This window comes from Streptomyces sp. NPDC048584, assembly GCF_043199595.1.
GTDB classification, from domain to species: domain Bacteria; phylum Actinomycetota; class Actinomycetes; order Streptomycetales; family Streptomycetaceae; genus Streptomyces; species Streptomyces edwardsiae.
In genome coordinates this window covers 477,837-492,588 of sequence record NZ_JBICWF010000002.1, presented here as the reverse complement: position 1 = coordinate 492,588, position 14,752 = coordinate 477,837, and the positions used below count along the sequence as shown (strand labels likewise).

General features: G+C 67.8%; 10 protein-coding genes. 1 reads left to right on the top strand and 9 read right to left on the bottom strand.

Annotation, left to right across the window (positions count from 1 at the left end; all coding sequences use genetic code 11):
- Position 1 precedes the first annotated feature (1 nt).
- The 8 genes from ACGFR9_RS06495 to ACGFR9_RS06460 all read right to left on the bottom strand — a co-directional run bounded on the left by ACGFR9_RS06495 (position 2) and on the right by ACGFR9_RS06460 (position 9,957).
- Positions 2-979, bottom strand: coding sequence for an ABC transporter permease (locus tag ACGFR9_RS06495; RefSeq protein ID WP_393203513.1), 978 nt, complete (start codon positions 977-979; stop codon positions 2-4).
- Positions 972-1,895, bottom strand: a complete 924-nt coding sequence (locus ACGFR9_RS06490) for an ABC transporter permease (protein WP_393203511.1) — start codon at positions 1,893-1,895, stop codon at positions 972-974. Before ACGFR9_RS06490 ends, ACGFR9_RS06495 begins: the two co-directional genes overlap by 8 nt.
- 6 nt (positions 1,896-1,901) lie before the next feature.
- A complete protein-coding gene (locus tag ACGFR9_RS06485) occupies positions 1,902-3,533 on the bottom strand; it encodes an ABC transporter substrate-binding protein (RefSeq protein ID WP_393203509.1) in 1,632 nt (543 codons plus the stop codon).
- Positions 3,534-3,716: 183 nt separating this feature from the next.
- A complete protein-coding gene (locus ACGFR9_RS06480) occupies positions 3,717-4,838 on the bottom strand; it encodes an ABC transporter ATP-binding protein (protein WP_393203507.1) in 1,122 nt (373 codons plus the stop codon).
- A 15-nt stretch (positions 4,839-4,853) separates the two neighbouring features.
- Complete coding sequence (locus ACGFR9_RS06475; protein WP_393203505.1) at positions 4,854-5,915, bottom strand: ABC transporter ATP-binding protein; 1,062 nt, start codon at positions 5,913-5,915, stop codon at positions 4,854-4,856.
- A 10-nt stretch (positions 5,916-5,925) separates the two neighbouring features.
- On the bottom strand, positions 5,926-6,903 hold the full coding sequence (locus ACGFR9_RS06470) for an ABC transporter permease (protein WP_393203503.1): 978 nt from the start codon (positions 6,901-6,903) through the stop codon (positions 5,926-5,928).
- A 104-nt stretch (positions 6,904-7,007) separates the two neighbouring features.
- Positions 7,008-8,810 (bottom strand): ABC transporter substrate-binding protein, encoded by a 1,803-nt coding sequence (locus tag ACGFR9_RS06465; protein ID WP_393203501.1) that lies wholly within the window; start codon positions 8,808-8,810, stop codon positions 7,008-7,010.
- Positions 8,811-8,910: 100 nt separating this feature from the next.
- Positions 8,911-9,957, bottom strand: a complete 1,047-nt coding sequence (locus ACGFR9_RS06460; protein WP_393203499.1) for an ABC transporter permease — start codon at positions 9,955-9,957, stop codon at positions 8,911-8,913.
- Between the two features lie 439 nt (positions 9,958-10,396).
- Between ACGFR9_RS06460 and typA the strand changes: the two genes are divergently transcribed.
- Positions 10,397-12,313: a translational GTPase TypA gene (gene typA / locus ACGFR9_RS06455; protein ID WP_393203497.1), complete on the top strand. Its 1,917-nt coding sequence runs from the start codon at positions 10,397-10,399 to the stop codon at positions 12,311-12,313.
- 63 nt (positions 12,314-12,376) lie between these two features.
- Here the strand turns inward: typA and ACGFR9_RS06450 are convergent, their stop codons facing one another.
- Entirely contained in the window at positions 12,377-14,566 is a 2,190-nt protein-coding gene (locus tag ACGFR9_RS06450; protein ID WP_393203495.1) for an ABC transporter family substrate-binding protein, read from the bottom strand.
- Between the last annotated feature and the right edge of the window lie 186 nt (positions 14,567-14,752).

The window sequence follows — 14,752 nt, the reverse complement described above, 5'->3', positions numbered from 1 at the left end:
CTCACCTCAGCTTCGGGTCGAGGGCGTCGCGCACCGCGTCGCCGAGCATGATGAACGCCAGGACGGTGATCGCGAGCGCCCCGGAGGGCCACAGCAGCGCGTGCGGGGCGTTGCGGACGTACGGGGAGGCGGCGGAGATGTCGATGCCCCAGGAGACGCTGGGCGGCTTCAGACCGACGCCGAGGTACGACAGGGTCGCCTCCAGCGCGATGTAGGTGCCGAGCGCGATGGTCGCGACGACGATGACCGGGGCGACGGCGTTGGGCGCGATGTGCCGCAGCACCAGACGGGAGTTGGAGGCGCCGAGCGCCCGCGCGGCCTGCACGTAGTCGTTCTGTTTGGCGGTGATGACGGCGCCGCGGGCGATGCGGGAGATCTGCGGCCAGCCGAGCAGCACGATGAAGCCGATGACGGGCCAGATGGTGTTGCTGGTGATGACGGAGAGCAGCACCAGTCCGCCGAGGACGACGGGGATCGCGAAGAAGACGTCGGTGATGCGGGACAGGACGGAGTCCGAGACGCCCCCGAAGAAGCCCGCCAGGGCCCCCAGGACGCTCCCGAGGACCGCCACGCCCAGGGTGGCCAGCACGCCGACGGCGACGGACGTACGGGCCCCGTAGACGGTCCGGGTGTAGACGTCGCAGCCCTGGCCGTCGAAGCCGAAGGGATGGCCGGACTGGGAGCCCTCCTGGGCTTTGGACAGGTCGCACTTGAGGGGGCTGCCGGAGGTGATCGCCGAGGGCCACAGGGAGATGAAGACGAGGAAGAGGATGACGAGGCCGGAGAGGATGAAGACGGGGTTGCGGCGCAGGTCGCGCCAGGCGTCGGACCACAGGGAGCGGGGTTTGTCCTCGGGCCCGGCGCCGTCCGGGCCCGGCCGCTTCTCCAGCGTCTCGGCCTCGTCGACGCCCAGGTCCATGGTGCCGCCCATTCCGGTCCCGGCGATGGCCTGTTCCTCTTCGTGGCGTCCGTCAGGCATAGCGGATCCTCGGGTCGAGTACGGCGTAGAGCAGGTCGACGACGAGGTTGGCGACCAGGAAGACCAGGACGAGCACGGTGACGAAACCGACGACGGTCTGGGTGTTCTGCCGCAGGATGCCCTGGTAGAGCTGGTAGCCCACGCCGTGGATGTTGAAGATCCGCTCGGTGACGATGGCGCCGCCCATGAGGAAGCCGATGTCGGCGCCGATGAACGTGACCACCGGGATGAGGGAGTTGCGCAGCAGGTGCCGGACGACCACCCGGCGGCGGGGCAGTCCCTTGGCGATGGCGGTACGGACGTAGTCGGAGCGCCGGTTCTCGGCGATGGAGGTACGGGTCAGCCGGGTGACGTAGGCCAGGGAGACGGAGGCGAGGACCAGGCCGGGCAGGATCAGCTCGTCGAAGGGCGCCTCGGAGGAGACCGAGGGCCGGATCCACCCCCACTTCACGCCGAGCAGCAGTTGCAGCAGCAGGCCGGTGACGAAGGTGGGCACGGAGATGACGACGAGGGTGAGCAGCAGGACGCCGGTGTCGACGGGGCGGCCCCGGCGCAGTCCGGTGACCACGCCGAGGGTGATGCCGATGACGATCTCGAAGAGGATCGCGATGAGAGTGAGCCGGATGGTGACGGGGAACGCCGTCGACATCAGCTCGGTGACCTCCTGGCCGTTGAACGCGGTGCCGAAGTCGCCGGTGAAGACGTTCCCCATGTAGGTCAGGTATTGCTGCCATACGGGCTTGTCGAGACCGAACTCCCGCTCCAGCTGTGCGGCGGTGGCCGGGTCGCAGCGGCGTTCACCGCACAGGCCCGCGATGGGGTCGCCCATCACGTTGACCATGAGGAAGATCAGCAGCGTGGCCCCGATGAACACCGGGATCATCTGGAGCAGCCGCCGGACGACATAGCGCCCCATGGCGGCTCAGCTCACCTTGATCTGGTCGTAGACGGGGACGCTGAAGGGGTTGAGCTTGACGTCGGAGAGCCGGTCCGACCAGCCGGCGCTGCCGTTCTGGTACCAGAGCGGGATGGCGGCCATGTTGTCGCGGACGACCTCCTCGGCCTGCTGGAACAGGCCGATGGCCTTGGGCTGGTCGGTCTCCCGGTTGGCCTGGTCGACGAGGCCGTCGAACTTCTCGTCGGACCATTTGCCGTCGTTGGAGGAGGCGTTGGTGTAGTAGAGCGGCTGCAGGAAGTTCTGGATGAGCGGGTAGTCCATCTGCCAGCCGGCGCGGAAGGGGCCGCTCATCTTCTGCTGGGTGATCTGGTTGCGGAAGTCGGCGAAGGTGCCGACCGGGTTGCCGGTGCAGGCGCGCTCGTTGTCCAGCGCGTTGTTGATGGAGTTGCAGACGGCGTCGACCCATTCACGGTGCGAGCCGGTGTCGGCGTTGTAGGTGATGGTCACCTTGCCGCCGGGCAGCCCGCCGCCCTCCTGGATGAGCTTCTTCGCCTCGTCGGGGTTGAACTCGCAGAACTCGCCGCACAGGCCGTCCTGGAAGCCGCCGTCCTTGCCGAGGACGGGTGAGGTCCAGTCGGTGGCGGGGGTGCGGGTCTTCTGGAAGATCGTGTCGGTGATCTGCCCCCGGTCGATCGCCATCGACAGGCCCTGGCGGACCTTCGCCGAGCCGGACTGGTTCCAGGCGTCGTCGTAGAACGGGAAGGCGAGGGTCTGGATGATGCCGGCGGGGGTGTTGAGGTAGCGGTCGCCGAGGTCGTTCTTGACGTTCTTCAGCTGGGCGGCGGGCACGTCGTCCACCAGGTCGAGGTTGCCGGCCAGCAGATCGGTGTAGGCGGTGTTGTTGTCGGTGTAGACCTTGAGGTCGACGCCGCCGTTCTGCGCCTTGTCGGAGCCCGGGTAGTCGTCCCACTTGCGCAGCGCCATCTGGGAGCCACGGGTGTACGTGTCGACCAGGTAGGGGCCGTTGCCGACGGGCTTCTTCACCCAGGCGTCGTGGTCGTCGAAGAAGGCTTTCGGCAGCGGGGCGAAGGCGTTGTAGCCGAGGGTGTCGGGGAACGTCGAGAACGTCTGGGTGAGCTTGACGGTGAAGGTGAGGTCGCCGGTGACCTTCAGCCCGGACAGGGTGTCCGCGGTCTGCTCGCCGCCGTCCTCGGGGTGGACCTTGTCGTAGCCCTCGATGTAGCCGAAGAAGTACGAGTTGCGCTGGTTGTTCTTCAGACTCGCGCCGTAGTTCCAGGCGTCGACGAAGGACTGGGCGGTGACCTTCTCGCCGTTGCTGAAGGTCCAGCCGTCCTTGACGGTGACGGTGAAGTTCCGCGAGTCGGAGGTCTCGATCTTCTCGGCGAGCATGTCCTTGGCCTCGCCGGTGACGGGGTCGTACCGCTTCAGCCCCCGGAAGATCATGTCGAGGACCTTGCCGCCCTGGACCTCGTTGGTGTTGGCCGGCTCCAGCGGGTTCTGCGGGTCGCCCCAGGAGGCGCTCAGTACGGCACCGGCGTCCCCGCTGCCGCCGTCCCCGCCGCCTCCGCAGGCGGTCGCGGCCAGGGCGACCGCCACCGCGCAGACGGCCCATCCGGCGTGTGTGGCTCCGCGCATGGGTGCCTCCTCGTACGTGTGCTGAGTACGCGCGCTGATCCTTTCCGCCAATATCGGGGCAAGGGGGGTGGCACGCACGTGCACGGCACCTGTACGGGGCGGACTCCAGCCGTTTGCACGAAAACGGCGGCTGCCGTCCACCCCCGTGAGGGGCGGGCGGCAGCCGCCGTGTCCGACGCCGGGTCAGTCCTTCTTCGCGGCGGTCTCCTCCAGGGCCTTCAGCGCCGGGTCGAGGACGACGTCCTCGCCGCGCGCCTCCGTGCTGGGGTCCTCCGGGAAGTGGCAGGCCGTCAGGTGACCCTCACGGTTGCCGGAGATCTGCAGCAGCGGCGGCTCCTCCGTCGCGCACTTGTCCTGCGCCTTCCAGCAGCGGGTGCGGAAGCGGCAGCCGGACGGCGGCGAGATCGGCGAGGGCACGTCGCCGTAGAGCCGGATGCGCTCCCGGTTCTCCGCCTCGTCGTCCATCGCCACCTCGGGCACGGCCGACAGCAGGGCGTGCGTGTACGGGTGCCGGGGCCGGTTGTAGATGGAGTCCCGGTCACCGACCTCGACGACCTTGCCGAGGTACATCACGGCCACGCGATGCGAGAAGTGCCGGACCACCGCGAGGTCGTGCGCGATGAACAGGAAGGCGATGCCCAGCTCGTCCTGGACCTTCTGCAGCAGGTTGACGACCTGCGCCTGGATCGACACGTCGAGCGCGGAGACCGGCTCGTCCGCCACGATCAGCTTCGGGTTCAGCGCGAGCGCGCGGGCGACGCCGATGCGCTGGCGCTGACCGCCGGAGAACTCGTGCGGGAAGCGGTTGTAGTGCTCGGGGTTGAGGCCGACGAGCTCGAGCAGCTCGCGGACCTTCTTCTCCCGGCCGCCCGCCGGGTCGATCCCGTTGACCTCCATCGGCGACTTGATGATGGTGCCGACGGTCTGCCGCGGATTCAGCGACGAGTACGGGTCCTGGAAGATCATCTGGATCTCCGACCGCACGGACGCCATCTGCCGCCGCGAGGCGTGCGTGATGTCCTGGCCCGCGTACTCGATCCTGCCGCCGGTCGGCTCCAGGAGCCGGGTGATGAGCCGGCCCGTGGTCGACTTGCCGCAGCCCGACTCACCCACCAGGCCGACGCTCTCGCCGACGCCGACGGTCAGGTCGACGTTGTCGACGGCCTGGACGGCGCCGACCTTCCGTTTGATCGGGAAGCCGCCGTAGATCGGGAAGTGTTTGGTCAGGCCCTCCACCTTCAGCAGCGTCTCGCTGGACGCCCCGGTGGAGCCCTGCTGTGCGGGGAGGGTGAGGTTGTCGCTCATGTCTCGGATCTCTCCCTAGCGCAGCCGGGGCTGGATCGTGTCGAAGAAGATGGTCTGCTTCTGCTCCGCCGTCAGATGACAGGCGGCGGCGCGGCCCTCGCCGAGCGCCGGGCGCTCGGTGCTGCAGCGGTCCCCCGACACCTGGTCCGTGAAGGCGCAGCGCGGGTGGAAGGGGCAGCCGGAGGGCGGGTTCAGCAGGCTGGGCGGGGACCCGGGGATCGGGTTCAGCGCCTGCTCGGTGTCGCCGCCGAGGCGCGGCATCGAGCTGAGCAGACCCCAGGTGTAGGGGTGCTTGGGCTCGCGCAGCACCTCACGGACGCTGCCGCGCTCCACGGCCCGGCCCGAGTACATCACCAGCAGGTCGTCGGCCATGTCGGAGATGACGCCGAGGTCGTGGGTGATGAAGATGATCGCGGAGCCGAACTCCTGCTGGAGGTCCTTGAGCAGATCGAGGATCTGCGCCTGGACCGTCACGTCGAGGGCCGTGGTCGGCTCGTCGGCGATCAGCAGGTCGGGGTCGCAGACCAGCGCCATGGCGATCATGGCGCGCTGGCGCATACCGCCGGAGAACTGGTGCGGGTAGTCGTCCACACGCGTCTTGGGCTGCGGGATGCCGACCTTGGTCAGCATCTCGATGGCCCGCGCCCGCGCCTCCTTCTTGGAGGCGCCGGTGTGCTTCATGTACGGCTCGGCGATCTGCCGGCCCACCGTGTAGTACGGCGAGAGCGCCGTCAGCGGGTCCTGGAAGATCATCGCGACCTTGTTGCCGCGGAGCTTCTCCATCTCCTTCTCGGAGGCGGTGACCAGGTCCTGCCCCTCGAGGAGGATCTCGCCCTCGACGGTGGAGGACTTGGGGTTGTGGAGCCCGAGCACGGTCAGGTTGGTCACGGACTTGCCGGAGCCCGACTCGCCCACGATGCCGAGGGTCTTGCCGCGTTCGACGTCGAAGGACAGTCCGTCGACCGCCTTGACGATGCCGTCCTCAGTGGAGAACCGCACCCGCAGGTCGCGGACCGAGAGGAAGGAGTCCGGCCCGGTCGGGACCTTCTCCCCTTCGGTCTTGGTCAGAGTGGTCACGGGGTTACTCCTAGCTGAGCCGCACGCGCGGGTCGATGAACGCGTAGGCGAGGTCGACGAGGATGTTCAGAAGCAGGATGAAGAACGCCCCGAACAGCATGACGCCCATCGTCACCGGCAGGTCCTTCGTCAGCGAGGACTCCACCGCGAGACGGCCGATGCCGGCCAGGTCGAAAGTGAACTCCGTGACCACCGCTCCGGAGAGCAGCGAGCTGAGGTCCATGCCCAGGATGGTCACGATCGGGATCAGCGAGCCCCGCCATGCGTAGCGGAAGAAGACGTACCGCTGACGCATGCCCTTGGCGCGCGCGGTGCGGACGTGCTCCTCCTGGAGCTGCTCGATCATGGTCGAGCGCGACATACGAGTGTACTGGGCGGTGAAGATGGTGGCCATCACTATCCAGGGGATGAGCAGGCCGAGCGCCCAGGTGGCCGGGTTGTCGGTGAACTCGTGGTACTTGGGGAATTCCAGGATGCCCGAGCTGTAGACGAAGATGCCGAGGATGATCGGGCCGAGCAGGTAGATCTGGAACGAGCTGAGCACGATCGAGGAACCGGAGACGAGCTTGTCGACCATGGTGCCGCGCTTCCAGGCGGCGAGCAGACCCGAGCCGAGACCGATGATCAGGAAGATCACCAGACCACCGACGGTCAGCGACAGCGTCAGCGGGAAACGGTCCATGATCGAGTCCCAGACGAACTCGTTGGTGTCGAAGGACTGCCCGAGGCAGGGCGCGGAGCAGTGTCCCGTAGCAAAGTCGCGGCCGGACACGATGCCCGACATGAACTCCCAGAACTGGGTGGTGATGGGCTTGTCCAGGCCCAGGTTCTCCCGGATCACCGCGAGGTTCTCGGGCGAGCAGTTCTTGCCGCAGGACAGCGCAGCGAAGTCCTGGGGGACCGTATAGAACAGGAAGAACGTGAAGGCGCCGATCAAAAACAAGATGACGAGGGCGCCGATCAGCCTGCGGATGAGGAACTGAAGCATGGCGGGTGAATGCTCTCTTCGAAACGCGGCGGCGGGGAGGGGGAACCGTCCGCGGGGGTGCGCTCCGCCTGGCGCGCACCCCCGCGGTCAGCCGAACTGACGGCTTACGGCTGCTTCAGGTACAGATCGTTGATGTCGATGTAGCTCGACTCGGTGCTGTACTTGGCGCCACCGATGTTCGATCCGAAGAGCTGGATCTGCTTGGAGTAGTAGACCGGGGCAGCCGGGTTGATCTCCTCGACGATGCGCTTGTGCGCCTGCTCCCAGGTCTTGGCGGCCTCCTCCGGCTCCTGCGTCAGGGCCTTCTGGATCAGCTCGTTGACCTGCTCGTCGTCGATGTGCGAGTAGTTCGACGCACCGTCCTGGACCTGCGTGCCGTCGTAGACGGGCGTGATGACGGTGGACGGCGACGACCAGTCCTGGCCCCAGCCGGTCATGTAGATGTCGTACGGGTTGTCCAGCTTGCCGACCTGCTCGTAGAAGCTGGCCCGGTCGATCTCCTTGGCCTGGACGTCGAAGCCGATCTTGGCGAGCGCGTCCTTGATGATGACCTGCTGGGCCTGGCCGCGCGGGGTGTTGGAGTAGGCGTAGGTGAGCTTCGTGCCCTCCTTGACACCCGCCTCCTTCAGCAGCTCCTTCGCCTTCGCGATGTCACCGTTGGGCTTCTTCAGCTTGCCGAACGGGTCGTAGGTCGGGTCGAAGTTCGGCAGGGTCGGGGCGAGCAGACCGCCGGCGACCTCACCGCCGTAGCGGCCACCGTCCGCCTGGACCATGGACTGGTTCGGGATGGCGTAGGTGATCGCGTCGCGGATCTTCTTGTCCTTGACGCGGTCCAGGTTGAAGGTCAGCTGCCACACGTAGGGCTGGTAGCCCTGGATGGTGCGCTTCTTGCTCTCCGCGTTGCTGATCACCGCGGACATCTGCGCCGGGTCCACCGAGTCGGTGAACTGGATGGCGTTCTTGGCCTCGCCCTGGTCGGCCACCAGACGCTTGGTCTGGCTGGCCTGCGCGACGGTGCTGGTGAAGTTGTAGCCGTCGACGTACTGGTGGCGCACCGAGTCCGTCTTCGGGTCCCACTGGTCGTTCTTGACCAGCTTCATCGACTTGCCCGGCTTGTACTCGGCGATCTTGTAGGGGCCGAGCGCGGCGGGGGCGTCGTCGTACTTCTCCTTCGTGTCCTGCTTCTCGGGCACGATGGCGTAACCGGCCATGGCCATGGCCTGCGGGAGGTCCGGGCGCGGCTGGTCGAAGTGGAAGACGACCGTCTTGTCGTCCGGGGTCTCCAGCACGGAGTCCGGCAGGTGCTTGCCCTTGTACGGGCCGTCCGGCAGCGCCTTGCGGTAGTCGGCGCCCGACAGCCAGGTCTGGACGTACGTCGGACCGTCGAAGATGACCTTCGAGTACTGGCGCTCGATGGTGTGGCGGACGTCGGCCGAGGTGATGGCGTTGCCGTCCTCGTCCTTGACGCCGTCCTTGAGCGTGTACGTCCAGGTCTTGCCGCCGTCGGAGGACTTGCCGGAGTCGGTGGCTATGTCACCGACGACGGTCAGGTTGCCCTTCTCGTCCTCCTGGTAGTTCGTCAGGCCGCGGTGGACCAGGTTGGCGAACTGGCCGGCGTCGCTGACGTAGATCTGACCCGGGTCCATGTGGGACAGGTCCGACTGCATGTAGACATTGATGAAGCCACCGGGCTTGGCGCCGGCGACCTCCTCGGCGGGGCCGTTGGAGGCGGCGGCGTCACCGTAGGCGACAGGGTCCTGCTGCTCGGCGGCGTCCTTCTGCTGCTTCGAGTCGTCCTTGCCCTTGCTGCCGCCGCCGTTGTCGCTGGAGCAGCCGGTCAGAGCCAGAGAACCAGCCACGATGGCCACAGCGATGGCACGCGCGGTGCGCGTTCTGATGGGCTTCATGATGCCGATGCACCTACCTGTCGTTAGTTGTCCACGAGTGCTGCCTGACGGTCCGGTGTCCCGGCACGGGGGCGGCAGCTCCCCCACCACCAATGGACGATTACCGTCCGGTCTTGGGGTCGAAAGCGTCCCGGACGGAGTCTCCGAGAAGGTTGAAGGCTAGAACGAAGATCACCAGCGCCGCTCCCGGGAAGAGCAGGAACATCGGGTCCTGCTCGTACACCTCGGTGCCGGTCTTGAACATCCGGCCCCAGTCCGGTGTCGGCTCCACGAAGCCGACACCGATGAAGGAGAGGAAGGCGATGGTGAGGATCGTGCTCGGGAGGATGTAGGTGGCCTGCACCAGGATCGGTGTGACGATGTTCGGCAGGATCTCCTTGCGCACGATGCGCGTGGGAGAGGCACCGGACACCTTGGCCGCCTCCACGAACTCCCTGTCAGCCAGCGACAGCACGGAACTGCGCACCAGACGGGACAGGCCCATCCAGCCGAGGAACCACATCACCAGGATGATCGCGACGGCCCGCAGGTAGGTGGGGGTCTCGTCCTGCGGGTCGACGAACATCGCGGTCACGACAGGCATGAAGGCGATGAAGAACAACTGCTGCGGGAAGCCCAGGAAGAAGTCCGTGACCCGGCCGAGCCAGTAGTCGACCCGTCCGCCGAAGTAGCCGCCGACCATGCCGATGATCACGCCTGTCAGCACGCTGAGCAGCGTCACGACCACGGCCATGTACAGCGAGGTCCGCATGCCGTACAGCAGCATGGTGAACACGTCACGGCCGAGCTTGGGCTCCACGCCGAACCAGAAGTCTCCCGACATGCCACCGAAGGAACCGGTGGGCATGGCGAAGTCGTCCAGGAGGAACGGGAAGTCCGGCTCCTGGGCGTACAGCGTGTAGGGGTTCTTGCCGTACGCCTTCGCGATGAGCGGGGCGCAGGCGGATACCACGAAGAAGAAAATCACCACACACGCGGAGACGACTCCGGTACGGTCGCGCTTGAAGCGCTGCCACATCAACTGGCCGGGGGAACGACCCTCGGGCTGCTTGACGCCCTTGGCGACCGTGTTTTCGGTGGTCGCCGCGAGCTCAGGGTCCAAGACAGCCGCGGACCCGGAGTCCTCGGCCTTGATTGGACTGGTCATCGTGTTCGTCCCCCGGGGGGTTGGAGAGTTGAGCGCAGCACAGATACCGGCAGGTTCTGTGGTTTGGGGGAACTTTCGCCAAGACAGTCAACGCGCGTCAAGGGCGGAAGGCATAGGGATCTCCCTACCGTTCATATTTTGAGCGAAAATTGCAAAGATTGACACCTACGCGCGCTTGACACCCTCAGAGAGAAAACGGCAATTCGGACAATTAGGTACACCTTTTTGTTTACATGTCCGAAACGTGTTCGCGCGCACACCGATATCCGAACAGCACTTTACGGTCCTCCCGTGACGCGTGGGGCGCCAGGGAGCGCGACGGCGGACGCCGCGACGGCCCCGTACCATGGAGTGAGGCCGTGGTGTTCAGCCCGGCAGGGCCCGCACACCACAGACGCTCGTGCGGGGCATTCCTCAGCACTCCGGGAGTACGCCTTTTATGGCACCGTCTCTGACTCGTCACGACATCCGTAACGTCGCCATCGTCGCGCACGTCGACCACGGCAAGACCACCATCGTCGACGGCATGCTCAAGCAGGCCGGCGCCTTCGCCGCGCACCAGCTCGACCAGGTCGACGACCGCATGATGGACTCGAACGACCTGGAGCGTGAGAAGGGCATCACGATCCTCGCCAAGAACACGGCGGTGAAGTACCACCCCAAGGACGGCGGGGAGCCCATCACGATCAACATCATCGACACCCCCGGCCACGCCGACTTCGGCGGCGAGGTCGAGCGCGGCCTGTCGATGGTCGACGGTGTGGTGCTGCTGGTGGACTCCTCCGAGGGCCCGCTCCCCCAGACCCGCTTCGTACTGCGCAAGGCGCTGCAGCAGCGGCTGCCGATCATCCTGTGCATCAACAAGACGGACCGCCCGGACGCCCGGATCGACGAGGTCGTCAACGAGACGTACGACCTGTTCCTCGACCTGGACGCCGACGAGGAGCAGATCGAGTTCCCGATCGTCTACGCCTGCGGCCGTGACGGTGTGGCCTCCCTCACCAAGCCCGAGGACGGCACGGTGCCGGCGGACTCCACCAGCCTGGAGCCGTTCTTCTCCACGATCCTGCAGCACATCCCGGCCCCGACCTACGACGAGGGCGCCCCGCTCCAGGCCCACGTCACCAACCTCGACGCCGACAACTTCCTCGGCCGTATCGCCCTGCTCCGCGTCCACCAGGGCGAGCTGCGGAAGGGGCAGACGGTCGCCTGGATGAAGCGTGACGGTTCCGTCTCCAATGTGCGCATCTCCGAGCTGATGATGACCGAGGCGCTCACCCGCAAGCCCGCCGAGAAGGCCGGGCCCGGTGACATCTGCGCCGTCGCGGGCATCCCCGAGATCATGATCGGCGAGACCCTCGCCGACCCGGAGAACCCGGTCCCGCTGCCGCTGATCACGGTGGACGAGCCGGCCATCTCCATGACCATCGGCACCAACACCTCCCCGCTGGTCGGCCGCGGCGGCACCGGCAAGGGCGCCGACAACAAGGCGGCCGTCAAGGACCGCAAGGTCACCGCCCGCCAGGTCAAGGACCGCCTGGACCGCGAGCTGATCGGCAACGTCTCGCTGCGTGTCCTGGACACCGAGCGCCCCGACGCCTGGGAGGTGCAGGGCCGCGGCGAGCTGGCGCTGGCCATCCTGGTCGAGCAGATGCGCCGCGAGGGCTTCGAGCTCACCATCGGCAAACCGCAGGTGGTCACCAAGGAGGTCGACGGCAAGGTCCACGAGCCGGTCGAGCGGATGACCGTCGACGTCCCCGAGGAGCACATGGGCGCGGTCACCCAGCTCATGGGCGTCCGCAAGGGCCGGATGGACAACATGTCCAACCACGGCTCCGGCTGGGTGCGCATGGAGTTCGTGGTGCCCTCGCGCGGTCTGATCGGCTTCCGTACGGAGTTCCTGACGCAGACCCGCGGTACGGGCATCGGCCACTCCATCCACGAGGGCCACGAGCCCTGGTTCGGGCCCCTCACCACCCGTAACAACGGCTCCCTGGTCGCCGACCGCGCCGGTGCGGTCACCGCGTTCGCGATGACCAACCTCCAGGAGCGCGGGGTGCTCTTCACCGACCCCGGCACCGAGGTGTACGAGGGCATGATCGTCGGTGAGAACTCCCGCTCCGACGACATGGACGTCAACATCACCAAGGAGAAGAAGCTCACCAACATGCGGTCGTCCTCGGCCGACTCCTTCGAGGCGATCGTCCCGCCACGCAAGCTGTCGCTGGAGCAGTCCCTCGAGTTCTGCCGCGACGACGAATGCGTGGAGGTCACCCCGGAGGCGGTCCGTATCCGCAAGGTGAACCTGGACGCCCGCGAGCGCGCCCGCGCCGCGAGCCGCGCCAAGCACGGCTGATCCGAGGCACACACGAGAGCGGCACACCCCCGGCGGGGGGTGTGCCGCTCTCGTGTGCGCGCGTCAGTCCCCGGCCGGCGACGCGCCGCTCCCCTCGCCCGGGGAGCCCTTCGGTCCCGGTGCGGACTTCTTCAGGAAGCCCATGTCCTCGTACACCGGTGTCCGCAGACCGAACGCTCCCGTGTTGACCAGGTCCTTGCGGACGGCGGTGAGCTGGGGGCGCTGGTAGAGGGGGATGGAGCCGGCCGCCGCCCAGATGCGGGAGTCGGCCTTGCGGAGCAGGGCGCCGCGCTCGGAGGCGTCCAGCGTGGTCATGGCCTGGTCGAAGAGCTGGTCGACCTGGTCGGTGCCGACGCGGGTGTAGTTCTGCTCCACGTTCAGTGAGCCGTCGGCGGCCGGGACGGGCTTGGCGTAGACGGGGCGGGCGTCGGTGGCGGGGTAGGCGGTGGCGGGCCAGGAGTACAGGGCGAGGTCGTAGTCGCCGGAGGCGATGTGGTCCTTGAAGTAGCTCTCGTCGTCGACCTTGGTGATCTCCGTACCGATGCCGATCCGGTCCAGCATCCCCGCGATGCGGTCGGCCACGGTGCGCAGGGTGTCCGAGCCCGGCCCCGAGGGGAGCACGAAGCGGAGGGTGAGCGCCTTGCCGTCCTTCGCCAGGCGGGCGCCGCCCGCGCGGGCCGGGGCGGCGGTGCCCTTGGGGGCGTAGGCGCCGGGGGCGCCGCCCTGCCGGGTGCCGGTGCCGGAGTCCCGCGGGCTCTTGTCGTCGGCGCCGGAGTCGCCGTTGCGGTTGTCCTCGCCGACGATGTACGTACCGTCGTCGCCGCCCTCGGAATCGGACTCGGACTCGCCCTCCGGGCCGGCCGCCTCCTCCTCCGTCTCCTTCTTCTTCTCCTTCACCGGCCCGCCGGGTACCCAGCCCGCGTCCGTGAGGAGCGCCCGCGCCTCCTTGGCGTCCTGCTTGCCGAGGGCGCCGCTGCTGTCGGCGTAGGCGGCCTGTCCTGCCAGCGCGAGGTGGCTGCCGAGGGGCACGGCGGGCAGGCCCAGCGGCTTCAGGACCGCCTCGGCGATGTCCTCGCGGTCCAGGGCGCGGGCCACGGCACGGCGGACCCGCTCGTCGGCGAGGGGGCCCTCGGAGCCGTTGAGGGCGAGCTGGGTGTAGGCGGGCTCCAGCGACTTGCGTACCTCGAAGCCGCTGAGGGCCTTCTGCTGGCGGGCGTACTTCTCGGCCTTCCTGCGCAGCTTCTTACGGGCGGAGAGCTCCTCGTCGGCGGCCTCCTCGTCGGAGCCGTTGGCGACGGCCCAGGAGCGCAGCGCGTCCGCGGCGGACCGGTGGGCGCCGGGGCCGGCCAGCGGGCTGCTCTCGCTCTGCGGCAGCGCGGCGGCGGTGACACGGGCGGCGGCGGAGGGATCGATCTCGGCCAGATCGACGGTGCCGGCGCTGAGCGCGGAGACCCGCTTGTCGCGGGGCACCTCCCGCAGCACGATCTTCGACAGCTTCACCGGGTCGCCCCACCAGCGCGCGTTGCGGACGAGAGTGACCTCGTCCTCCTCGGTGTCGACCTTCTTCACCGTGAAGGGCCCGGCGGTGACCTTGAGCTTCTTGCGGGCGCCGTCGTTGAAGGCGTCCGGGGTGCCCATGACCTCCTTCGGGTACAGGGGCGTGAACAGCGACCTCCAGTCGGCGTAGGGGCGGCTGAAGGTGACCTTGACCTCGAGGTTCCCCTTGCCGCGTTCGATCTTCTCGATGCGGTCGTAGCCTGCGTTGCGGGCGGTCCAGTAGGCGGTGTCCTTGCCGGACAGGGCGCGCCACTGGGCAGCGAAGTCGGCGGCGCCGATCTCACGGCCGTCGCTCCAGACGGCCTGCTGGCTGAGCTGGTAGAGCACCACCTGCTTCGGCTCGGTGTCGACTACCTCGGCGGAGTCCAGATAGTCGGGGTCGCGCACCGGCCGGCCGCGGCTGTCCATCCGGTACATCGACGGCAGCACGGCCTGGGCGATCCGGGCGGTGGTGGTGTCGGCGTCCGCCTGGAAGGTGTTCAGGGTGTCGGGGACGGTGTCCACGGCCCAGCGCAGGGTGCCCCCGTCGGTGATCCGGGCCCGGTCCGCGCGTGCGATGTCCGCGCGTGCGAGGGGCTTGCCCGCCGGGTCGTCGTCGGAACCGCATCCGGCCAGCGCGGGCAGCGTGAGCACGCCCGCCGTGAGGAAGGCGACCGAGCGCAGAGCGGCGCGCGGGGCGACGCCGTCGTAGGACATCTCTGGGTACCTCCGGGAAGCGGCGGGCGTTACGATCACTTTTGGTGGTATTTGGAGCTCATCCGATGTATGCGGCCCACTGAAGAGGAAAGGGTTCGGCAACTCCGGGCGACACGGCGTTCACGGGCGGCAAGCCCACCCGTGCGGCGCAAAGTGTCGAACGGAGCACTCGTACGCCCCGATCAA

Excerpts from the sequence above, each read along its gene's own strand:
- ACGFR9_RS06495 (WP_393203513.1), bottom strand. The coding sequence starts at position 979 with ATGCCTGACGGACGCCACGAAGAGGAACAGGCCATCGCCGGGACCGGA.
- ACGFR9_RS06490 (WP_393203511.1), bottom strand. The coding sequence starts at position 1,895 with ATGGGGCGCTATGTCGTCCGGCGGCTGCTCCAGATGATCCCGGTGTTC.
- ACGFR9_RS06485 (WP_393203509.1), bottom strand. The coding sequence starts at position 3,533 with ATGCGCGGAGCCACACACGCCGGATGGGCCGTCTGCGCGGTGGCGGTC.
- ACGFR9_RS06480 (WP_393203507.1), bottom strand. The coding sequence starts at position 4,838 with ATGAGCGACAACCTCACCCTCCCCGCACAGCAGGGCTCCACCGGGGCG.
- ACGFR9_RS06470 (WP_393203503.1), bottom strand. The coding sequence starts at position 6,903 with ATGCTTCAGTTCCTCATCCGCAGGCTGATCGGCGCCCTCGTCATCTTG.
- ACGFR9_RS06465 (WP_393203501.1), bottom strand. The coding sequence starts at position 8,810 with ATGAAGCCCATCAGAACGCGCACCGCGCGTGCCATCGCTGTGGCCATC.
- ACGFR9_RS06460 (WP_393203499.1), bottom strand. The coding sequence starts at position 9,957 with ATGACCAGTCCAATCAAGGCCGAGGACTCCGGGTCCGCGGCTGTCTTG.
- typA (WP_393203497.1), top strand. The coding sequence starts at position 10,397 with ATGGCACCGTCTCTGACTCGTCACGACATCCGTAACGTCGCCATCGTC.
- ACGFR9_RS06450 (WP_393203495.1), bottom strand. The coding sequence starts at position 14,566 with ATGTCCTACGACGGCGTCGCCCCGCGCGCCGCTCTGCGCTCGGTCGCC.